The 19,009-nt window shown below is 47.8% G+C and carries 24 protein-coding genes and 2 pseudogenes; 24 read left to right on the plus strand and 2 right to left on the minus strand.

Going from position 1 to position 19,009, the window contains the following annotated elements; translation table 11 throughout:
- Window positions 1-156: 156 nt before the first annotated feature.
- The 12 genes from BN2154_RS03065 (at window position 157) to mobQ (ending at window position 11,359) form a co-directional block, all read left to right on the plus strand.
- Entirely contained in the window at window positions 157-762 is a 606-nt protein-coding gene (locus BN2154_RS03065; protein WP_015533385.1) for an MptD family putative ECF transporter S component, read from the plus strand.
- The gene (locus BN2154_RS03070; RefSeq protein WP_050004278.1) at window positions 762-1,502 is read left to right on the plus strand and encodes an energy-coupling factor transporter transmembrane component T; all 741 of its coding nucleotides are present in this window, start codon (window positions 762-764) and stop codon (window positions 1,500-1,502) included. The genes BN2154_RS03065 and BN2154_RS03070 overlap by 1 nt, the downstream gene beginning before the upstream one ends.
- Window positions 1,502-2,995 (plus strand): ABC transporter ATP-binding protein, encoded by a 1,494-nt coding sequence (locus BN2154_RS03075; RefSeq protein ID WP_050004279.1) that lies wholly within the window; start codon window positions 1,502-1,504, stop codon window positions 2,993-2,995. The genes BN2154_RS03070 and BN2154_RS03075 overlap by 1 nt, the downstream gene beginning before the upstream one ends.
- On the plus strand, window positions 2,976-3,638 hold the full coding sequence (locus BN2154_RS03080) for a hypothetical protein (RefSeq protein WP_059004508.1): 663 nt from the start codon (window positions 2,976-2,978) through the stop codon (window positions 3,636-3,638). The genes BN2154_RS03075 and BN2154_RS03080 overlap by 20 nt, the downstream gene beginning before the upstream one ends.
- Window positions 3,631-5,370, plus strand: coding sequence for an ABC transporter ATP-binding protein (locus tag BN2154_RS03085; RefSeq protein ID WP_050004281.1), 1,740 nt, complete (start codon window positions 3,631-3,633; stop codon window positions 5,368-5,370). Before BN2154_RS03080 ends, BN2154_RS03085 begins: the two co-directional genes overlap by 8 nt.
- Window positions 5,367-7,106 carry an ABC transporter ATP-binding protein gene (locus BN2154_RS03090; RefSeq protein ID WP_024724762.1) on the plus strand — a complete coding sequence of 580 codons (1,740 nt, stop codon included), beginning with the start codon at window positions 5,367-5,369 and terminating at the stop codon, window positions 7,104-7,106. Before BN2154_RS03085 ends, BN2154_RS03090 begins: the two co-directional genes overlap by 4 nt.
- Entirely contained in the window at window positions 7,106-7,489 is a 384-nt protein-coding gene (locus BN2154_RS03095; RefSeq protein ID WP_024724761.1) for a metal-dependent transcriptional regulator, read from the plus strand. Before BN2154_RS03090 ends, BN2154_RS03095 begins: the two co-directional genes overlap by 1 nt.
- A 477-nt stretch (window positions 7,490-7,966) precedes the next feature.
- Window positions 7,967-8,380, plus strand: coding sequence for an RNA polymerase sigma factor (locus tag BN2154_RS03100; RefSeq protein WP_050617386.1), 414 nt, complete (start codon window positions 7,967-7,969; stop codon window positions 8,378-8,380).
- Window positions 8,381-8,483: 103 nt separating this feature from the next.
- A complete protein-coding gene (locus BN2154_RS03105; protein WP_050617387.1) occupies window positions 8,484-8,936 on the plus strand; it encodes an RNA polymerase subunit sigma-24 in 453 nt (150 codons plus the stop codon).
- Window positions 8,937-8,946: 10 nt separating this feature from the next.
- Window positions 8,947-9,408 (plus strand): RNA polymerase sigma factor, encoded by a 462-nt coding sequence (locus tag BN2154_RS03110; protein WP_009296689.1) that lies wholly within the window; start codon window positions 8,947-8,949, stop codon window positions 9,406-9,408.
- Window positions 9,409-9,436: 28 nt separating this feature from the next.
- A complete protein-coding gene (locus tag BN2154_RS03115; RefSeq protein WP_050617388.1) occupies window positions 9,437-9,727 on the plus strand; it encodes a DUF3847 domain-containing protein in 291 nt (96 codons plus the stop codon).
- Between the two features lie 186 nt (window positions 9,728-9,913).
- Window positions 9,914-11,359, plus strand: coding sequence for a MobQ family relaxase (gene mobQ / locus BN2154_RS03120; protein WP_077138751.1), 1,446 nt, complete (start codon window positions 9,914-9,916; stop codon window positions 11,357-11,359).
- 107 nt (window positions 11,360-11,466) lie between these two features.
- On the opposite strand, the gene BN2154_RS03125 is transcribed toward mobQ, so the two are convergent.
- The gene (locus BN2154_RS03125; RefSeq protein WP_002596328.1) at window positions 11,467-11,757 is read right to left on the minus strand and encodes a type II toxin-antitoxin system YafQ family toxin; all 291 of its coding nucleotides are present in this window, start codon (window positions 11,755-11,757) and stop codon (window positions 11,467-11,469) included.
- Window positions 11,754-12,032, minus strand: a complete 279-nt coding sequence (locus BN2154_RS03130) for a type II toxin-antitoxin system RelB/DinJ family antitoxin (protein ID WP_005924829.1) — start codon at window positions 12,030-12,032, stop codon at window positions 11,754-11,756. Before BN2154_RS03130 ends, BN2154_RS03125 begins: the two co-directional genes overlap by 4 nt.
- Window positions 12,033-12,158: 126 nt before the next feature.
- Between BN2154_RS03130 and BN2154_RS03135 the strand changes: the two genes are divergently transcribed.
- The 12 genes and pseudogenes from BN2154_RS03135 to BN2154_RS15105 all read left to right on the plus strand — a co-directional run bounded on the left by BN2154_RS03135 (window position 12,159) and on the right by BN2154_RS15105 (window position 18,491).
- Window positions 12,159-12,557, plus strand: coding sequence for a cysteine-rich VLP domain-containing protein (locus BN2154_RS03135; protein ID WP_050617390.1), 399 nt, complete (start codon window positions 12,159-12,161; stop codon window positions 12,555-12,557).
- 112 nt (window positions 12,558-12,669) lie between these two features.
- Entirely contained in the window at window positions 12,670-13,404 is a 735-nt protein-coding gene (locus tag BN2154_RS03140; protein WP_050617391.1) for a phage replisome organizer N-terminal domain-containing protein, read from the plus strand.
- The gene (locus BN2154_RS03145; protein ID WP_050617392.1) at window positions 13,401-14,264 is read left to right on the plus strand and encodes an ATP-binding protein; all 864 of its coding nucleotides are present in this window, start codon (window positions 13,401-13,403) and stop codon (window positions 14,262-14,264) included. Before BN2154_RS03140 ends, BN2154_RS03145 begins: the two co-directional genes overlap by 4 nt.
- 64 nt (window positions 14,265-14,328) lie before the next feature.
- Window positions 14,329-14,502, plus strand: coding sequence for a transposon-encoded TnpW family protein (locus BN2154_RS03150; protein ID WP_005924807.1), 174 nt, complete (start codon window positions 14,329-14,331; stop codon window positions 14,500-14,502).
- A gap of 35 nt (window positions 14,503-14,537) precedes the next feature.
- Window positions 14,538-14,945 (plus strand): hypothetical protein, encoded by a 408-nt coding sequence (locus BN2154_RS03155; RefSeq protein ID WP_438819133.1) that lies wholly within the window; start codon window positions 14,538-14,540, stop codon window positions 14,943-14,945.
- A gap of 87 nt (window positions 14,946-15,032) precedes the next feature.
- Window positions 15,033-15,893: pseudogene (locus BN2154_RS03160) on the plus strand (VirD4-like conjugal transfer protein, CD1115 family); the annotation flags it as partial.
- Between the two features lie 2 nt (window positions 15,894-15,895).
- A pseudogene (locus BN2154_RS15095) lies at window positions 15,896-16,024 on the plus strand (Maff2 family mobile element protein); the annotation flags it as partial.
- 168 nt (window positions 16,025-16,192) lie between these two features.
- Complete coding sequence (locus BN2154_RS15100; protein WP_094762334.1) at window positions 16,193-16,810, plus strand: helix-turn-helix transcriptional regulator; 618 nt, start codon at window positions 16,193-16,195, stop codon at window positions 16,808-16,810.
- 26 nt (window positions 16,811-16,836) lie between these two features.
- Window positions 16,837-17,256 carry a hypothetical protein gene (locus BN2154_RS15665; protein WP_154666628.1) on the plus strand — a complete coding sequence of 140 codons (420 nt, stop codon included), beginning with the start codon at window positions 16,837-16,839 and terminating at the stop codon, window positions 17,254-17,256.
- A gap of 171 nt (window positions 17,257-17,427) precedes the next feature.
- Complete coding sequence (locus BN2154_RS03165) at window positions 17,428-17,871, plus strand: sigma-70 family RNA polymerase sigma factor (protein ID WP_050617395.1); 444 nt, start codon at window positions 17,428-17,430, stop codon at window positions 17,869-17,871.
- The gene (locus tag BN2154_RS03170) at window positions 17,864-18,064 is read left to right on the plus strand and encodes a helix-turn-helix domain-containing protein (protein ID WP_050617396.1); all 201 of its coding nucleotides are present in this window, start codon (window positions 17,864-17,866) and stop codon (window positions 18,062-18,064) included. The genes BN2154_RS03165 and BN2154_RS03170 overlap by 8 nt, the downstream gene beginning before the upstream one ends.
- Window positions 18,065-18,119: 55 nt before the next feature.
- Window positions 18,120-18,491, plus strand: a complete 372-nt coding sequence (locus BN2154_RS15105; RefSeq protein WP_094762335.1) for a hypothetical protein — start codon at window positions 18,120-18,122, stop codon at window positions 18,489-18,491.
- The last annotated feature ends 518 nt before the right edge of the window (window positions 18,492-19,009 follow it).

The following is a 19,009-nucleotide window of genomic DNA, read 5'->3' on the forward strand; positions in this document are numbered from 1 at the left end:
TTGACCTTTTTTGCCGGATTTGACACCCAAAAAATCACTGAGTAGAATGACATTACTGGCTGGTTAGCTGACTCTAATCACAGCAATTCTATCACGATTTTGTGCGTAGGTCAATGAGGCTTCTGCCAGCAAATAATAAATAGGAGGACGTTGAAAATGTCTAATTCACAACAAATGAAAAAAGGGCTGTCTGTGCGTGATTTGATTACCACCGGCATCCTTGCTGCTTTGTACATGGTATGCGCCATGATTGGCGAGGCTATCTTTGGGTTCTTCCCTGTACTGACTTTCCTTTGCCCGCTGTCTATTGCGCTGCTGTGCGGCCCGGTTTATATGCTGATACTGGCGAAGGTGCCGAAGCATGGCCCAATCATTGTCACCGGTATTTTGGTAGGAGGTGTACTGTTCGTACTCGGTATGTACTGGTCTATGTGTTTGGCATATTGTATTCTCGGCGTTGTGGCCGATCTGCTGGCCGGTTCCGGGAACTTTAGAAACAAAGGGCGTAACCTGTTGTCCTACATGATTTTTGTTCTCAGCCCAGTTTTCTCCTACGGTATGCTTTGGTTTGACCGCGACGCCTATGTGCAATATTTGGTAGAAAAGGGAACAGAACAGACCTATATGGACACAATGGTTTCAACCGCGCAAAACTGGATGCTCCCGGCAATGATTATCGGCGTGTTGATCTGTGCTGCTATCAGCGGTCTTGTAGGCCAGAAACTATTGAAAAAGCATTTTGAAAAGGCCGGAGTAGTGTAATGGAGATGCAACTGCAAACAAAAGACACACTTGCCACATTACATTTAGACCCTCGCACAAAACTATATCTGTTGATCGTCGGAAATGTTGCGTTGTTCCTTGCGCCCTCTTTACTCTATGAGATTGCGCTGGTTGTATGCGTTGTGATTCTCGGCATCCTTGTAGGAGCAAAGCGGTTTACGGTAAGAATGGCTGCTGTCTATGCGGGAATGGTTGTTCTGCATATCATTGGAACAAATTATTTGACAGGGACTTTGCAGATTGCGATTGTAACATTTACCGTATTTATCCGTAAAATCTTTCCTTGTGCCATGCTCGGAGGTATTTTAGTCAGCACGACAAGGGTAAATGAATTTATGGCGGCCATGAACCGTATTCATATGCCAAAAGCAATGGTTATTCCTCTGACGGTCATGCTCCGCTATTTTCCTATGGTGCATGAGGATTGGGGCTATATCAGCGACGCCATGCGGATGCGCGATGTAGCTCCAACCGTCAAAAGTCTGCTGACCCATCCGGCCCGAACAGTGGAATGTATCTATGTTCCGATGATGATGTCAGCACTGAAAGTGGCGGATGAATTGTCGGCGGCGGCTGTTACAAGGGGGCTGGAAAATCCGAAGCCCCGAACCTGCTTGCAGGAAATCCACTTTAGTGTTGCGGATGCCGTATGCTTTATCCTGTTCACTTTGTTTATGTCAGTGTCAATCTGGCTGAAATTGAAAGGGGGTGCAGGCTAATGATCCGTTTTGACAAGGTTTCTTTTACCTATCAGGAATCATTACAAAATGGCGGACTGCGCGATGTTGATTTGACAATCAACAAAGGCGAGTGTGTGCTGTTGTGTGGGCGAAGCGGCTGTGGGAAAACCACATTGACCCGTCTTGTGAATGGCCTGATTCCATACTTTTATCCGGGAGAAGTCACCGGAACAACCTATGTTGACGGTAAAAATATACAGGATTATCCCATATATGAAGTGTCCGAGTATGTGGGGTCTGTATTCCAAAATCCACGCTCTCAATTTTTTAATGTAGATACAGACAGTGAAATCTCCTTTGGAATGGAAAATCTGACTTATCCAAGGGAAAAAATGAAAGAACGCATTTCAAAGACAGTTGCGGATTTAGATATAGCACATCTGACGGGGAGAAGCATATTTGAATTGTCTGGCGGTGAAAAACAAAAGGTGGCGTTTGCGTCCATCTATGCTATGTCTCCGAGTATTTACTTGTTAGATGAACCATCGTCCAATCTGGATATGGATGCTATTGAGGATTTGCGGCGTACACTTGAACTCCTAAAGAAACAAGGCAAGACCATTCTAATTGCAGAACATAGGATTTATTATCTGAGGGAATTAGTTGACCGCATTGCGTATATGGAAAACGGGGCTATATCTGCTGTGTTTTCTCCAAGCCAGTTTCTTTCTATTCCTGAAGAACAGCGGCATAGTATGGGACTTCGCGCTTTAGATTTGTCAAAGGTACAGCCAAGGGCCTTTGCTGAAAATTCTCAAAAGCCGATTTTGGAAGTCAGGAACTTATCCTTGTTCTATAAGAAAAAACTGGTTCTGGACGATTTGAATTTGAGTGCGGCACCGGGAGAAATCATAGGAATTATCGGCCATAACGGAGCCGGGAAATCTACATTTTCCAGAACACTATGCGGCCTGCACACAAACTGTACGGGACAAATTCTTTGGGATGGTAAAGAACTGAACGCAAAGAGCCGGTTAAAACGCTCCTATATGGTGATGCAGGACGTAAGCTATCAGTTATTTGCCGATACATTGGAAAAGGAATGTGTATTTGGAATTAAACATCCTGATCTGGATGCAGCAAAACAGGCAATGGAACGGCTGGGTATTTATGAGTACCGTACTCATCATCCCAATACACTTTCCGGGGGGCAGAAGCAGCGTGCAGCCGTGGCGGTCAGTATGGTATGCCGTAAGGATGTTTTAATTTTTGATGAACCAACTAGCGGACTTGATTATGACAGCATGATTCAGGTTGCGGGGTTATTTCAAACGCTTTCCAAAATGGGAAAGGTAATTTTTGTTGTAACCCATGATTACGAATTTTTAGCGGCAGCCTGTACAAGAGTGATTCATTTAGATAACGGAAAACAGCAGGAAGATTACCCACTTTCCCCCGACAATCTGCATCGACTACATGATTTTTTCTTGCGGTCAGAAAGGAGGCAGAACCTTGAGGAGAATGGAAAATGACCTCCTGTTCTTCCATGAGCTGATTGGTAACTGTTCCGTTGAAAAGGATTCAAAGATATATACAATTTCTCCCAAATTTGGGAAAGGCACCATGCAGAGCTTTGAAGTGATGCCTGGTGCTGAAATTGTTTATAGCAATGTTCATATCACAACTCCAATTCAAAAAAATATCCAATGTATAGATCGTTTTATTGAAGTCACCTATTGCTTTCATGGGCGAGTGAATATGCTGTTCAGCGACCAGCCGGAGATGATTATGAGCGACCATTATATTTCTGTTTTCAATGGTGCAAGCCACCTGAAAAGCTGTGATTTTGGAGAAGAACCTTTTGTTGGTGTTTCAGTGGTGGCTTATCTGCCGCAGATCATAAACAGCCTGAATATCATGCTGGGGACAATCGCGTTTGACGAGGACATGGATTTTCAAGGACTTTTTACAGCGGGCGGATGCTTTATAGCACCCGCAACAAAAAGTGTGGAGCATATTTTTACCGAACTGCTCTTGCTGCCGGAACAGTACCGCAATTACCTTATGCGTATTAAAGTCATGGAACTATTGCTATACCTGGTTGGCAAAATGGAGTATCGGACAGATTTTGGAATTTCACTATTCCGCAAGGAGGAGATGAATTGTAATGAGTGATGTAAAAGCCCTGTTTGGACTAATTGATAAGAGAAATAAGCGCCGCCTGATTGGTGCGGTGATCTGTTGCGTCCTGTCTGTTTTGTGCGGCATCCTGCCCTATTTAGGCGTTTGGGGTATTGTGACCTGTTTCCTGGATGAACGGACAGAGAACCTTTTTCAATATGTGTGCCTGATTGCCGCAGCAATCATTTTGAAACATCTGCTGTTTGGAACCGGCACAAAAATCTCTCACAAGGTAGCCTACCAGACATTGGGGGAAACCCGTAAAAAGCTGTTCCGTAAAATTGCCCGCTTACCAATGGGCTATGTGAAAACAACGGCATCCGGGCAGGTCAAAACGATCATTATGGACAATATGGAACAGTTGGAGACATTTTACGCCCATAACATTCCAGAGATTATTTCCGGCCTCGCTGTACCGCTGTGTATGGAAATCCTGCTGGTGATATTGGACATCAGGGTAGCCGGTATCATGCTGATTCCGGTCGTTCTGTTTATTCTTGTCGGTATTCTTATGATTATCGTTCAGATGAAAAAAATGGACGAATTTAATCAGGCGTTTGCCGATGTCAGCGTTAAGACGGTGGAATATGTCAACGGTATGAAAGAACTGAAGATATTTGCTGCCGACGAATCCACTTATGGCCGCCTGTCAGAAAGCATCCGCACTTACAGCACCGTTGTAACAGAGTGGTTCCAAAGCTGCTTGAAATATGTTGCTTTCAATCATACCGACTTAAACAGCAACCTTGTGTTCCTGTTTCCGCTTGCCGGTTTGATGTACCTCTCCGGCAGCGTGACAGCGGCCAGCTATATTATGTATCTGTTTATGGGGCTTGCCATGCTGATTCCGTTGGAAACTGTTTCTAATAACTTTGATTATATCGGCATGAACGCCTCTGTTGCAAAAAAGATAGACGAAATTCTGAAGCTGGATGAAATGGCGGATACGACCTCAAAGGCAGAACTTGCCGACCACACGATTGCGTTTGAACACGTTACATTTTCCTATGGGGAAGAACAGCCGGTATTAAAAGATGTCTCATTTACTGTTCCTGACGGAAAAGTAACGGCGCTCGCCGGTGTTTCCGGCAGCGGCAAAAGTACAGCGGCCAGCCTGATCTGCCGGTTTTGGGATATAACCGAGGGACAGATTTGTATGGGCGGCGTACCGCTGAACCAGATTCCGCTATCCGATCTGATGTCCCAGATTTCCTTTGTGACCCAGAATACGTTCCTGTTCAAAAAGAGCATCCGGGATAACATTATGATGGGAAACCCAGAGGCCACGGAGGAAGAAATGATGCAGGCAGCCAAGGATGCCGTATGTCACGACTTTATTATGCGGCTTCCAAAGGGCTATGACACAGTGATAGACAAGGAAACCAAGTTGAGCGGCGGTGAAAAACAGAGAATCACATTGGCAAGGGCGATTCTGAAAAATGCGCCGGTCGTGATTCTTGACGAGGCAACGGCTTACATTGATGCCGACAATGAAGATTTACTGCAAAAGGCGCTAGCTAAATTATCAGAGGGAAAAACCGTACTTGTAATAGCGCACCGTCTTTCCAGTATCAAGGAAGCTGATTCGATTGTGGTTCTGGAACAGGGCAAAGTGATTGACTGCGGCACACATGATGAATTGATAAACCGTTGCTCCCCGTATCAGGATATGTGGGCGGCCTTTGAACAATCCGATCAATGGAAAATGGGAGGTGTAAACGCATGATTGCTATGATAAGGAAATTCTTAGACCTTGCAGGCGAGCGCAAAAAGCAGCTTTATCTTGCGTGGCTGTTTCAGGCGTTGACCTCAATTTGTGAGGGCGCGATATATTTCATGCTGTTCCTTGCGATAAAAGATATTTTGGGCGGCTCGTTTACAAAGGAAAAACTGATGCAGTATAGCCTTATGTTTCTGGTCTATACTGTCCTGCATTTTGTTTTTTATTACTTTACGATTGCAAAACAGCGCCCGGTATCTTATGCCATGATGCGGGATGAACGTCTTTCGATTGCGGCGAAAATCAAACAGTTTCCGCTCTACTACTTTACAAAAGACAAGATCAGCCAGCTTACATCTTTGTTTACAACTGATTTAAGTTTCGTGGAAATGAATATCATGGAGATTATTGCCGGTTTCGTTTCCAGCATGATCATGACGGTTGTATTTGCTCTGATGCTGCTTAGTGTGGACTGGCGTATGGCGCTTCTTCTGTTTGCGGGGATCATCCCCGGCTATATCCTCTACCAGCAGTTTCAAAAGAGCATGGTTCAACTGGGAGAGCAGAAGAAAAATACGCAGGTGGCAATGATTGATTCCACGCTGGAATATGTACAGGGCATGGAAACGATCAAGGCATACCGGCTGGAGCAATCCGGTAAGCTCGTGGAGAAGCAGGTGAACGGATATTGCACGGCTTCTGACCGTTATGAAGCGACGCTGACGAATTGGAGCATGGGTTATAAAATCTGCCTGAATCTGGGCCTGTTTTTGAGTTTGGGTGTTGGCATTGCAATGGTTCGTTCTGGTTCATTAGCCCCGGCAACCTATTTGTTTTTTGCAATCATGGGTATTATTTTTTACCGTCCGCTGGAAGCTCTGATGGGTTCCTTTGCCATGATGAATCTTGCAAACGCATCGTTGGATAATATAGCAGAAATCAACAACCTGCCGACCGAAAATGAAAAACAGGGAACTACACAGTTTGCAGATACACAAGCCGATGTACGGTTTGAAAATGTATCGTTTAGCTATGATGGAAAGCGTGACGCAGTTAGTCATGTAAGTTTTTCAGCTAAACCCGGAACGATCACTGCATTGGTGGGTCCTTCTGGAAGCGGCAAATCCACTCTCCTTAATTTAATTCCGGGATTCGTGACGCCGAAAAACGGGCGGATTCTGTTGAATTGGAAAGATGCGGCAACATTAAAGCATAGTGATCTGGTGCGTCATGTGAGTGTCGTTTTTCAGGAAGTATATCTTTTTCAGGATACCATGATGAATAATATCCGAATGGGAAACCAGAGCGCAACGGACGAGCAGGTGGTAGAGGCGGCAAAAAAGGCTCACTGTCACGAATTTATAGAAAAGCTCCCACAGGGCTATCAAACGGTTATCAGCGAGGGCGGCGCAAGCCTTTCCGGTGGAGAGCGTCAGCGCGTCGCTATTGCGAGGGCAATTTTGAAAGATTCCCCGATCATTCTTTTAGATGAGGCGCTGTCCAGTCTGGATGCCGAAAATGCCGTAGCAATACAGAAGGGCATAGAAGAAATGATTAAGGGCAAGACGGTGTTCCTTGTATCACACACTTTGTCCTATATCCAAAATTCAGATCAGATACTTGTCCTATCTGACGGCATATTGCAAGGCTGTGGGAAACATGAAGAACTGTTGCAGACCGTGCCGCTTTATCAAACTATGTGGGAAAAAGAGAAATCTATTAAAAACTGGAAGCTGGCATAATGAGCAGCAAGAACAAACTTCATGCGTCCGGGGAGGACTACCTGGAAACCATCCTTGTTCTCCAAAAGAAACGCGGTATGGTACGCTCCGTAGATGTGGCCCGGCACATGGAGGTGTCAAAGCCCAGCGTGTGCCATGCAGTGGCTATCTTGCGGGACGGCGGCTTTCTCACTATGGACGAAGATCACTTTCTCCATCTGACCGATGTGGGCCGCGAGGTAGCCGAAAAAATCTACGAGCGTCACTGCTTCTTTACCGAGCAGCTTATCGCCGCAGGCGTTGACCCCAGGACTGCGGAGGCTGACGCCTGCCGGATTGAACACATCATCAGCGATGAGAGCTTTTCACGGCTGAAAGAGGCAGCCGAACAGGAACAAACCTAAACCAAATAAGACAAGCGATCCTGCCCCGCAAGACGGGGAAAGAAAAAAACCGTTGCAGGGCAGGCAGCTTCGTGCGCCCATAATGGATTTTCCGGGTACTGCGGCGGTTTTGAGTAACATCAAGGCCGCCGTTCCTTATGCCCTCAACAAAGGAGTGACGACTACACGCTGACACGGCGGCTTTAGGAGGGAACCGCCATGAAGCACATTGACCGCCGACAAATTCAGACGATATTTCACTACCGTCAAAAAAAGCCCAGTCAACGAACAGGCCCCGTCTGGTAGCCGGTGCGAAAATTGTCATTCTGTAAGTGAATATTGGAGTTTTTGCGCTCGAATAGCTTTTTGCTGTCCGGGCGCTTTTTTGTCCCTATGGAGCCGGAACATCGGGCCAGCATGGCCCGAACCCTGGCCCCGGTGCCGCTCCCCGCCGCCCCATTCAGATTTACTAAAAAAATCTGAATGGAGGAAAGGCAGATGGAAGTTACCATCAATTATAACGGACAAGCTGTGGCCGTGGAGGTTACGCTGGAAGTCTATGAATTTCTTGACCGGGCCGATCATAAAACGGAGAACCTCTTCCATGAACAGCGGCGGCATTGGGATGGCCGGGAGTTTGACGAGTACATCATTACCACCGAGGGTGTAGGGGTCTACGGCGAAACGCCGGAGGAACACCTTTGCCGCATGGAAACGCTGCATGAGCTGATGGCTGTTCTGGACACCTGTACCGAGGCCCAGCGCCGCCGGTTCCTGCTCTATGCGCTTGACGGGCTGAGCCTTGCAGAGATCGGTGTGCTGTGCGGCTGCTCCAAAGTGGCTGTTTATCAAAGTGTGGAGGCGGTCAGAAAAAAATTTATAAATTTCTCTGAGAACAGGCTTAACGAATGACCTGTTTTCGGGCTACCAAGTGAAAGGGATTATTTCCCTTATCTCAGCGAGGGGCGGACAGCGGACAAGCTGCCCGCCTCTCCGATTTTCAGGAGGTAAGCCTATGAAAACAATCAATCTGCGGTGGATGTATCCCCACTACCGGCATGACGAGTTTGTGGATGTTACAGACAAGGTATGGGCAGCGATGTATCAGGCCCAGCGGGAGATGGAGAATTATGAGCGCCGGAAAGTCTACCACCGCGCCTACTACTCTCTGGACGCATACAGCTGGCTGGAAAATTACGCACTGGAACACAGCAGATCGCCGGAAGATATTTTGCTGGAACGAGAAGAAAAGACCACCCGCCTATACCTGATTGCAGCTCTGCCGGTGGCTCTGGCTCATGCCACTCCGACACAGGCCCGCCGTGTTCACGCCTACTACATTGCCGGTATCAAGCAGCCGGAAATCTCTCGGATAGAGGGTGTCCACAGCAGCAAGGTCAGCGTTGCCATCCGCCGGGGGCTGCGGAATATGCGCCGCTTTTATGATGGCCTTTTTCAAACAGAGTGAGGGCGTGCCTATGCAGACCATCAATCTCAAACAATATTATCCATTTTGCAAAGAGGACATTTTTGTGGAGGTGTCCGATGAGATCGTCGAAGCGTTTCTTCTGGACAAGAGAGCCGAGGCCGCCAGAGATCGCAAGATGTTCCGGTATAAGGCGTTTTATTCCCTCGATTGTAACGATGGAATCGAAAATGCCGCCATCGGCTGGGCGCAGCCATCGCCGGAGGACTACCTGATAGAAAAAGAAGAATTAGCCGAATACGAAGAATTGATACGGCGATTGTACGAAGCCATTTCCTCCCTGCCGCCTATGCAGGCTCGCCGTGTTCACGCCCGCTATATGCTGGGTATGAAAGTGAAAGATATTGCCGCAATGGAGGGTATCACGCCATCACAGGCGGGAAAATCCATCCATGCCGCACTGCGGAGGCTACGCCGGTACTTTGCTCGACAGAAATGGACGGTCAATCTATGAGTATTTTCAAAGAAAAGAGGTGCCTGACATGAACGAAAAAATTACAGCCCGCCCCCAAAAAGAAGAACGGGAGAAAGTCCTGAAGGAGATTCGGCAGCTTGAAAGCCGAAAGAAGATTTTGGAGAACAAGCAGCGCAACGAGGAACGCAAGGCCCGCACCCGCCGCCTGATTGAGCGTGGGGCCGTTTTGGAGGGCATTTTCCCTCTGGCCCCCGACCTTCCCGGCGTAGAGGTCAAAGCGTTCCTGATTGCCCTGTCCCATCTTCCGGGGGCGGCAGAACTGGCCGCAAAACTGCCGAAATCCGGGGACAAGCCGTAAGTCCCTTGTTTACAAGGGCGCACTTATACACCGTTGCCGGTGCTGTGCGCCCTGCCGGGGGCGTTGCGTACTTCGTCCGCGATGGGGCGCTACACTCCCCAAACCCCTTGTGCGCTCTGCGCAGCCAAACACCCGCTTTGCGTTTGTCCGGCTCCACAGAGCCTGTTATCCCCTCACTGAAAGGAGGTGTTCCCCATAGATTTCTGTCATATCCCCGTCAGTATCATAAAGCGCAGCGCAGGCCGTTCTGCCGTTGCCGCAGCTGCTTACCGCAGCGGAACCAAGCTGACAAATGAATGGGACGGAATGACCCACGACTACACCCGGAAAGGCGGCATTGTCCATGCGGAGATCATGCTGCCTGCCCACGCGCCGCCGGAATTTGCAGACCGATCTATCCTCTGGAACAGCGTGGAGCAAATCGAGAAAGCAAGGGACAGCCAGCTTGCCCGCGAGATTGAAGCAGCCCTGCCCCGTGAACTGTCCGGCGAACAGCAGCTTGCCCTTGTGCGTGCCTATGTGAAGGACAACTTTGTAGACAAAGGAATGTGTGCTGACTTTGCTATCCATGACAAGGGAACCGGCAACCCTCATGTCCATATCATGCTGACGCTCCGGCCTCTGAAAGAAAATGGACAGTGGGGTGCAAAGTGCCGCAAGGCATACGATCTGGACGAGAATGGACAGCGTATCCCGGATGGGAAAGGCGGCTGGAAAAATCACAGAGAGGATACGACCGACTGGAACGATAAAGAAAATGTGGAGATTTGGCGGGCAGCGTGGGCGGCTTATACCAACCGGGCATTGGAGGCTGCCGGTCAGCCCGCCCTGGTAGATCACCGCAGCTACAAGCGGCAGGGCATTGATAAGATTCCCTCTGTCCATCTGGGGCCAGCTGCCAGCCAAATGGAAAAGCGCGGCATCCGCACCGACAAGGGCGAAGTAAACCGGCAGATCGCCGCCGACAATAAGCTGCTGAAAGAAATCAAAGCCCGCATTACCCGTCTTTATCGCTGGTCGAAAGCCGAAACGGAAAAACCACAAACACAGCAAAGCAGCTTGACAGCTTTGTGGGAGGCCCAGCAGCAGTTGGACGCTCCCCGCACCCGCACCGGCAAAATCCGGGCTTTGCAGGAAAGCGCTGCACTATTCAGCTTTTTGCAGGCAAACGGCATCCAGTCTATGCAGCAGCTTCATGAAAAAATCGCTGATATGAACAGCCGTTACTATGACCTGCGCGGAAAGATCGTCAAGGCCGAGCGCCGGATCACTACCCTTACCGAGCGCGGGGAGATGTGGGAACAGTACAACCAGTACAAGTCCATCCACAAGCAGCTTGCCAAAGTAAAGCCGGAAAAATGGGAACAGTTTGAACAGCGCCACAGCCGGGAACTGATTCTGTATGACGCAGCGGCCCGGTATCTGAAAGAACTGAAAGACAGCGGCGAGGCAATCACCCCAAAGGCATGGCAGCTGGAAATTGACCAGCTGGCCGCTGGAAAGCAGACGGACACGCTTGCCATGAAATCCATGAGGGAGGATTTGAAAGCAGTGGAACGGCTCCGCAAAACCGCCGAGCAGCTGTCCCGACAGGAAAGGGACAAGTCTCACGACCGTGGGCCGGAGCGGTAAAGTCTACCGCGTTTTGGCGTACCCCTTTTAGGTGCGTCGCGTTTCACGACATACCTTTGCATACAGAAAAACCGCCGTACAGGTTTCCCCATACGGCGGCAGACTGTTTATTTGCCGAACAAGTCGCTGTGTGTGCCGGTGCGGGCCAGCGTCAGCACCAGAACATCATCTTCTATGCGGTAGACAAGCAGCCAGTCCGGGAGAATGTGACATTCCCGATGGCCTGCCCAATCGCCGGACAGGTCATGGTCACGGTTCTTATCTGGCAGCGGTTCGCCCATCGCCAGCAATGCTACGACCTGCTCCAACAGCTCAATCTTCAAGCCACGCTTTATGGCTCGTTTGTAGTCCTTTTTGAAACTGGTCGTGTACTTGACGGTATATTTGGTTTCTTTCATCTTTTCAGGTCAGCAAACAACTCGTCAAGGTCATTATAGCCCTTTACAGACGGGTCTTTTGCAATCCTTTCCGCTTCCAGCATGGCAGCAACCGTTTCTTTGTTCGGCTGTTCCAGCCTTACTTCAAAGGGAATGCCGCCTTCACGAAGCGACTGGCGCACAAAGATGTTAAACGCCGTAGTCAGGTTCATGCCAAGTTCAGTAAACAGTGCGTCCGCCTGCGCTTTCAAATCTGCGTCCATGCGGATACTGATGTTTGTGGTATTTCCAGCCATACGATCAACCCCTTTCTGCTGGCAATTATAGTATATGCCATTTGCACGAAGAAAACAATACTTTGCACGAATATTTAACAATAAATTCATTCAAGGAGGTTACCGGCTTTATGAAAGAAATCATTTATGAAGAACAACAAGACTGAACCTATCCCTGTCATGGATTACCGCCAGTATCGCAGAGCGCGGAGGCTGGTGCATGAGTGCTGTAACTACATCGACGGAAACTGTATCGCCCTGGACGATGGGGAGGAATGTGTCTGTGTCCAGTCTATTTCCTACTCCCTGTTGTGCAGGTGGTTTCGGGCGGCGGTATTGCCGCAGGATAAGGAACTGGAAACGGCGCTGTTCCACCGGCTGAATGCTAAGAAATGCTCCGTATGTAAGGCACTGTTTACCCCCGGTTCCAACCGAGCCAAATACTGCCCGGAATGTGCCGCACGCATGAAGCGGATCAACGCCGCAAAGCGCAAGCGGAAACAACGGGAGAAATGTCACGCTTTAGGGGATGAAAAACCCTTGTAAATCAAGGTTTTTTTCGGGGGTGTCAAAGGCAGTCTGATAGATTTATCCTCTGCCCACTAAAATAGCCTTAAAATGCGTACAGAATCCCAAGAGAACCCCAAGGAGGAACCCTATGTCAGACAATCGAAAATATTATTACCTGAAACTCAAAGAAAACTATTTTGACGATGATTCCATCGTGCTGCTGGAAAGTATGCAGGATGGTGTGCTGTATTCCAACATTCTGCTCAAGCTGTATCTGAAATCGCTGAAACATGGTGGACGGCTTCAACTTGACGAGGACATTCCTTACACGGCGCAGATGATCGCCACCATTACCCGCCAGCAGATCGGCACTGTTGAGAGAGCTTTGCAGATCTTTTTGAAGCTGGGTCTTGTGGAGGTGCTGGACAGCGGCACATTCTACATGAGCAACATCGAACTTTTAATCGGCCAGTCCTCTACCGAGGCTGAGCGAAAGCGGGCTGCGAGGCTCCAAAATAAGGCTCTTTCTGCGCCCCGGACAAACGGCGGACATTTGTCCGACATTCGTCCACCAGAGATAGAGATAGAGTTAGAGAAAGAGATAGAGATAAAGAGAGAGATAGAGAAGGGACACTCCGCCCGCGCCTATGGCCGTTACCAAAATGTTTTCCTGACGGACGAGGAAATGGCAGACTTGCAGGCCAGCTTTCCCACCGTATGGGGTCAGTACATCGAAAAACTGTCCGAGTACATGGCTTCTACCGGCAAGCGTTATCAGAGCCATGCAGCGACCATCCGGCGCTGGGCCGGTGAGGACGCGAAGAAAGCAGCCCCGCCCTCTCGCAACCGGGATTACAGCGTAAAGGAGGATGAAACCGTATGATTGAGATTACCGCAGAAATCCGGGCGCTGATCGACAAGGCAGCCGCCGGTATGGAACTGGCCGGGGACGAGTACATAGACCCGGCAGACGGCCTCATTCACTGTAAAAAGTGCGGCGGCCAGAGGCAGACCGTTGTGCCATGCTTTGGGAAACCCGGCTACTTTATGCCGCGCTGCATCTGCCAGTGCCAGCGGGAGGCTGAGGAGCAGCGCAAGGCCGCCGAGGAACGGCAGCGCCGCATGGAGCGTATCAAACGCCGAAAGGCACAGGGCCTGCAAGACCGTTATCTGTACGACTACACATTTTCCAATGATAACGGGCAAAACCCATTGATGGACAAGGCCCGCGCCTATGTGGAAAATTGGAAGGAGGCATATAAAAACAACACCGGCCTGCTGTTGTTCGGGGATGTGGGAACCGGCAAGTCTTTTTTCGCCGGTTGTATTGCCAACGCCCTGCTTGACCGGGATGTGCCGGTGCTGATGACGAACTTTCCCACCATTCTGAATCGCCTGACAGGGATGTTCTCCGAGGACAGGGCCGACTTTATCGCCAGCTTTGACGAGTACGACCTGCTCATCATTGACGATTTGGGTGTGGAGCGCAATACCGAGTATGCGATGGAGCAGATGTTTTTCGTCATTGACAGCCGCTACCGCAGCCGCAGGCCCATGATTATTACAACAAACTTGAAACTGTCCGAGCTGAAAAACCCACCTGATCTGGCTCACGCCCGTATCTATGATCGTATTTTGGAACGGTGTGCGCCGATTCTCTTTGACGGGAAGAATTTCCGGGAAGAAAATGCCGGTGCTACCCGACAGACAGCAAAAGACATTGTAAACAGTAAGCACGATTGATTTTTTACCGGGTGTCACAGACCCGTTCGGAGAAAGGAGCGCCATGAACAAAGAACCCCGTACTATGCAGGTGGCAGACGCCGCTACTGCGTCCAGAGCGCCGGAAAACACGCCGGCGATGGTAAAGAAAATCGGAAAGACAACCTACAAAGTTCATGTCCATTTCAGCAATACCAGCACAGAAACCATGAGCGATAAAATCAAGCGTATGCTCAAAAATGAAATTCAGCAGATGTGACAGACTGATAAACGAAGCTGCCTTGTGCTAAACTGATGATGGTACGCACCAAAATTTTTGTCAAGGAGGACACGAAAATGCTTTACACAGAAAAAGAGAAGCATGAAATTGAACGAGTAAAGGAGGTCTTTGCGGAACATCTGCGGCAAAGCCCTGATTTTGAACTGCTCTGGTCGGACAAGGTAGGCTATGTCTGGCTGGCGATTAGCGTCAATCCAGTCTATGTGGATACCGGTATCAGAATCGAATCAGCCGCCGATCTCTGCGGCAGGTGTTTGGATGATGTTGCTACGGATGTTTTATATATGACAGGCAACGATCATGCACTGGAAGCAGCCGATCCGCTGGAATTGGCCGAAATCAAGCGGCGCTGGGAGCCATATATCAACCAGCTGCCAGACTATGCGTATCTCTGCAAAGACCTGCTGAACGGAAAAATGTAATCTATCAAACGAGGTGTCAGGAGCCATACGGTGCTTCTGGCACCTTTTTTTGTGGATTTTTTGTGAATTTGATGAAAAAGTCCTTGACAATTTGTCTCTGGCAAGACCCTGAAATCCATCCTGATTAGCTGCGGCGCCCGCCTTGCCCCCTTCGATATAGCGGAGCTGCGGGAGATCATGTCCGACGACGAACTGGAGCTGGACACCCTGGGCGACCGGAAAACGGCGCTGTTTCTCATTATGAGCGACACGGATACCACCTTCAATTTCGTTATCGCCATGCTGCAAAGCCAGCTATTCAATCTCCTTTGCGACAAGGCGGACGATGTGTACGGCGGCAGGCTGCCCGTCCATGTGCGGTGCCTCCTGGACGAGTTCGCCAACATCGGGCAGATACCCAACTTCGACAAGCTGATCGCCACCATCCGAAGCCGGGAAATCTCGGCTTCTATTATTTTGCAATCCCAAAGCCAGTTAAAAACCATCTACAAGGACGCCGCGGATACCATTGTGGGCAACTGCGACACCACCTTGTTTTTGGGAGGCAAGGAGAAATCCACCCTGAAAGAAATCTCGGAGCTGCTGGGCAAGGAGACCATCGACAGCTTCAATCAATCCGAGAACCGGGGCAGCCAGATTTCCCACGGCCTCAACTATCAGAAATTAGGAAAGGAGTTGATGACCCAGGACGAGATCGCGGTGATGGACGGAGGCAAGTGTATTTTGCAGCTTCGAGGGGTGCGGCCGTTTTTCAGCGACAAGTTTGATATAACGAAGCATCCCCGCTATAAATACCTTGCCGACGCCGACAAGAAAAACACCTTTGACATTGAACGGTACATGAAACGCAGACCGGCCATCGTGAAGCCGGACGAGCCTTTCGATCTGTACGAATTGAAAGCGACCGACCTTCAACCCAACAATTCAACTGAACGAAAGGAACTGTGAATATGAGCTTTTTTACTAACGCTATCGACGTTTTGCAGACTCTGGTCATCGCCCTGGGCGGCGGCCTGTGCGTATGGGGCGGCATCAACCTTCTGGAAGGTTACGGCCAGGACAACCCTGCCTCCAATGCTCATGTGCGGTAAAGAAACACAAAAATTTAATTGACAGTACCCTACTATTCCAGTATCTATAACTTAAGTTAAAAAGCACTTTTAGGTTGCTAAAAAGAACGAGAAAGTTGATAGTATTAACATTAGAGATTTGCTATAATTTATCAAAACAGACTAGGAGGAAGCCACATGAAATTGTCTGAAAAGATACAAATACTAAGAAAAGATAATGGATATTCACAGGAAGATTTAGCCGTTATTTGTAATGTTAGCCGACAGTCTATCTCAAAGTGGGAAGCTGATATTGCACTTCCCGAAACAGAAAAATTGATAATATTAAGCAATTTATTTCAAGTAACGGTTGATGTGTTATTAAAGGACGAACTTTCAATTAACGGAACAAAAGAAATTAATACTTGCGGTAATAATGCCATAAAAAAAGAACACGCAAAACTATTTGAGGGTGCGCTAATCAAAGAAAGCCTTGAAGATGAAAAACTATTAGATTACATTCGTGTCCATAAAATCGAATTGTGGAATACAGGTGGAGTGCCCAAGTACTGGACAGTCATTTTCTTTACATCAGATGTACCTAACTTTCCAGAGTTAGCTTCAAAAGTTTTAATAGCAGACCCATGTCGAGGTGGAAACTGGTTTGTTGATTTCAAATGCAATAACACAAAATTTGTCGTGTTCAAAAATAAGATATTGAAATACACAATTGGTAATGAAGAAGAAAAAGCCATTGTTTGTAATGAATGCAGAAAGCAAGGAATATCTGATAATGAGATGAATTGGAATGAATAAAGTGCCATATATTGAGAGGGAAAATAATGTCATATTATCGTGCAGAAGTAGTGAATCTAAGCCTTAAAAATGTTAATGTAATTAATAACTATAAAACCATTGATATAAAAAAACGCTTTTGGGGATTTGTAAAAATATATACTCTACTAATCCCAAGTGAAAAAATTGAGGAAACAGTCAATTATTTTCAATCAAATATGAGTACACGGCTAAAAAAAGAATGGTATATCACTTTTTACAATGAAAATAAGGTAATTATTGTCTTTCGTTCTAAAATATTTAAATTATCTCCCAGAGGTATATCACCTATTCACGGAAAATTGATTGACATATCTTCTGCTGAACAAAAGAATGAATGGAATGAAATGATTAACTATGCAAAAAGTTTAGGTATTCCTGACAGTCAGTGTGACTTCTTACCAGAGAAATTTTTATCAAATAATTAAAAGATTACATTTCAAATGTGAGATAGCAAACCCAGTCGAGACAGTCAACGGCAAGTGAATGGGCTTCGCCCACCGTTGACAGCCCCGACTGTCCTTGCTGGTGGGTAATCAAGGGGCGACAGCAGAAAGTGCTGCCGCCCTTTCCTATAATCGAAGAAAGGGGGATTTTCCATGACCGAACAGGAAGCCCATCAAGAACATATCCGTTATACCCATGATACCTATTGCCGGATTGTTATTCGCCATGCGTCCTTTGACGCTGCCCGTATGCTGGCGGCGAGGTGGAAACGGGAAATCTCTCTTGAATATTTGACCGAAGAAAAGTTTGTCCCACTAAGCACCACAGACGAGTATTTTCAAGTGCCGGACTATGGCGAAACTTATCCGTTCTCTGTCCGGGGGCAGACGATATTTTTAGATAGCTGCTCCCTTGCGGCGGCTCTTGCTCGCCTGCCGGAACAGACGCAGGAGGAAATCTTTTTGTATTACTTCCAGCACTTGACGCAGAAAGAAATCGGAGAACAAAGTGGCTGGACACGCAGCACAATCGGGCGGCATATCCAGCTTGCCTTGAAGCGGCTGAGAGAGGAAATGGAGGTGTTGTCCCATGAGTGACCGACTTCTCCCCTATGACACGATAATAAAGGCACATGAGGGCGACCCCATAGCGATACAGGCTGTCCTTGACCGCTATGCCGGATATATCCGCTATTTCTCCAAAATGAACGGCTATTATAACTCTGATATGGAGGACTACATCAGAACAAAGCTGATTGAAAGCCTGTTTAAGTTCCGGCTTGACCGTTGAGTTTGGATTGATGATATGATAAAATTAGTCCAATAAATGCGAACGGGAGGTTAGTATGAAAAAAATTATATTGATAGTCTGTACATTAGTCTTTCTTATATCTTTAACTGCGTGTGGCACAAAATTTGATGGTAGTCGTACTGGAAACGATAGTGAATTTATCATGGAATATAGTGTGTTAAATACAACGGACGCACAGGATTTAACTATTGAAGCTGGAGATACTATTAGTGCTAAAATTGTAGTAGATAAAGGTAGCTTATCAATAAAAATTCAAAAAGACGGGGAAGACCCTATCTATGAAAGTAACGGAATTTCCACATCTAATGAGTTTGATGTTGAAATTGATGAAAGCGGAACATACACAGTTGAAGTAACAGGAAAAAAAGCAAAAGGAAGTGTTAGTTTCATAGTGCAGAGTAATTGATGAACTTCCAGTTTACTACACTGAACCACCATAAAAACTGAATATCCCGCCGCCCCGCAGCGGCACATGAAGCAGTAAATCCGAAAAAGATTTGCTGCTTTTTTTGCGCCCATTTTTGGCAAATTTCCAAAAGTTCCGTATTAGACAGTGAAGCCAAAAAAGGCTGCCGTTTTTTTCAGACAGCGGGCAAAATGCAGCTTCCGAAACGCCTTATTGTCGGGAAAGACCGAGCCGCCGGAAAAGTTCTTGCCGGAAAGTCCGTCATTTTTGCTTTTTGCGGTGTTGTAGGGAGTAAGGGGGAGAATGACAGCCCGCCGCCTTTTATAAAAAACTGGTTATAGATTTCTCGAAAAAGTGGCAGTAGGAAGTGAACGGCAGTCCAGCAGTTTCTTAGAGCAAGATTCTACCGCAGTACCAAAATTCGCTTTTCGCTCATTTTGCCCCTGCGGGAATCTTGTTGGGGAGTGCCTTCCCCAAACCCTGCTTATGCGGCTTACGCCGCTTATCCCGCCGCAGCC

Source organism: Intestinimonas massiliensis (ex Afouda et al. 2020) (assembly GCF_001244995.1).
Lineage (GTDB): Bacteria > Bacillota > Clostridia > Oscillospirales > Oscillospiraceae > Intestinimonas > Intestinimonas massiliensis.

What these genes read in the sequence shown, in the direction of transcription:
- BN2154_RS03065 (WP_015533385.1), top strand. Translation starts at nt 157, where the DNA reads ATGTCTAATTCACAACAAATGAAAAAAGGGCTGTCTGTGCGTGATTTG.
- BN2154_RS03070 (WP_050004278.1), top strand. Translation starts at nt 762, where the DNA reads ATGGAGATGCAACTGCAAACAAAAGACACACTTGCCACATTACATTTA.
- BN2154_RS03075 (WP_050004279.1), top strand. Translation starts at nt 1,502, where the DNA reads ATGATCCGTTTTGACAAGGTTTCTTTTACCTATCAGGAATCATTACAA.
- BN2154_RS03085 (WP_050004281.1), top strand. Translation starts at nt 3,631, where the DNA reads ATGAGTGATGTAAAAGCCCTGTTTGGACTAATTGATAAGAGAAATAAG.
- BN2154_RS03090 (WP_024724762.1), top strand. Translation starts at nt 5,367, where the DNA reads ATGATTGCTATGATAAGGAAATTCTTAGACCTTGCAGGCGAGCGCAAA.
- BN2154_RS03095 (WP_024724761.1), top strand. Translation starts at nt 7,106, where the DNA reads ATGAGCAGCAAGAACAAACTTCATGCGTCCGGGGAGGACTACCTGGAA.
- BN2154_RS03100 (WP_050617386.1), top strand. Translation starts at nt 7,967, where the DNA reads ATGGAAGTTACCATCAATTATAACGGACAAGCTGTGGCCGTGGAGGTT.
- BN2154_RS03105 (WP_050617387.1), top strand. Translation starts at nt 8,484, where the DNA reads ATGAAAACAATCAATCTGCGGTGGATGTATCCCCACTACCGGCATGAC.
- BN2154_RS03110 (WP_009296689.1), top strand. Translation starts at nt 8,947, where the DNA reads ATGCAGACCATCAATCTCAAACAATATTATCCATTTTGCAAAGAGGAC.
- BN2154_RS03115 (WP_050617388.1), top strand. Translation starts at nt 9,437, where the DNA reads ATGAACGAAAAAATTACAGCCCGCCCCCAAAAAGAAGAACGGGAGAAA.
- BN2154_RS03125 (WP_002596328.1), bottom strand. Translation starts at nt 11,757, where the DNA reads ATGAAAGAAACCAAATATACCGTCAAGTACACGACCAGTTTCAAAAAG.
- BN2154_RS03130 (WP_005924829.1), bottom strand. Translation starts at nt 12,032, where the DNA reads ATGGCTGGAAATACCACAAACATCAGTATCCGCATGGACGCAGATTTG.
- BN2154_RS03135 (WP_050617390.1), top strand. Translation starts at nt 12,159, where the DNA reads ATGAAGAACAACAAGACTGAACCTATCCCTGTCATGGATTACCGCCAG.
- BN2154_RS03140 (WP_050617391.1), top strand. Translation starts at nt 12,670, where the DNA reads ATGTCAGACAATCGAAAATATTATTACCTGAAACTCAAAGAAAACTAT.
- BN2154_RS03145 (WP_050617392.1), top strand. Translation starts at nt 13,401, where the DNA reads ATGATTGAGATTACCGCAGAAATCCGGGCGCTGATCGACAAGGCAGCC.
- BN2154_RS03150 (WP_005924807.1), top strand. Translation starts at nt 14,329, where the DNA reads ATGCAGGTGGCAGACGCCGCTACTGCGTCCAGAGCGCCGGAAAACACG.
- BN2154_RS03155 (WP_438819133.1), top strand. Translation starts at nt 14,538, where the DNA reads ATGATGGTACGCACCAAAATTTTTGTCAAGGAGGACACGAAAATGCTT.
- BN2154_RS15100 (WP_094762334.1), top strand. Translation starts at nt 16,193, where the DNA reads ATGAAATTGTCTGAAAAGATACAAATACTAAGAAAAGATAATGGATAT.
- BN2154_RS15665 (WP_154666628.1), top strand. Translation starts at nt 16,837, where the DNA reads ATGTCATATTATCGTGCAGAAGTAGTGAATCTAAGCCTTAAAAATGTT.
- BN2154_RS03165 (WP_050617395.1), top strand. Translation starts at nt 17,428, where the DNA reads ATGACCGAACAGGAAGCCCATCAAGAACATATCCGTTATACCCATGAT.
- BN2154_RS03170 (WP_050617396.1), top strand. Translation starts at nt 17,864, where the DNA reads ATGAGTGACCGACTTCTCCCCTATGACACGATAATAAAGGCACATGAG.
- BN2154_RS15105 (WP_094762335.1), top strand. Translation starts at nt 18,120, where the DNA reads ATGAAAAAAATTATATTGATAGTCTGTACATTAGTCTTTCTTATATCT.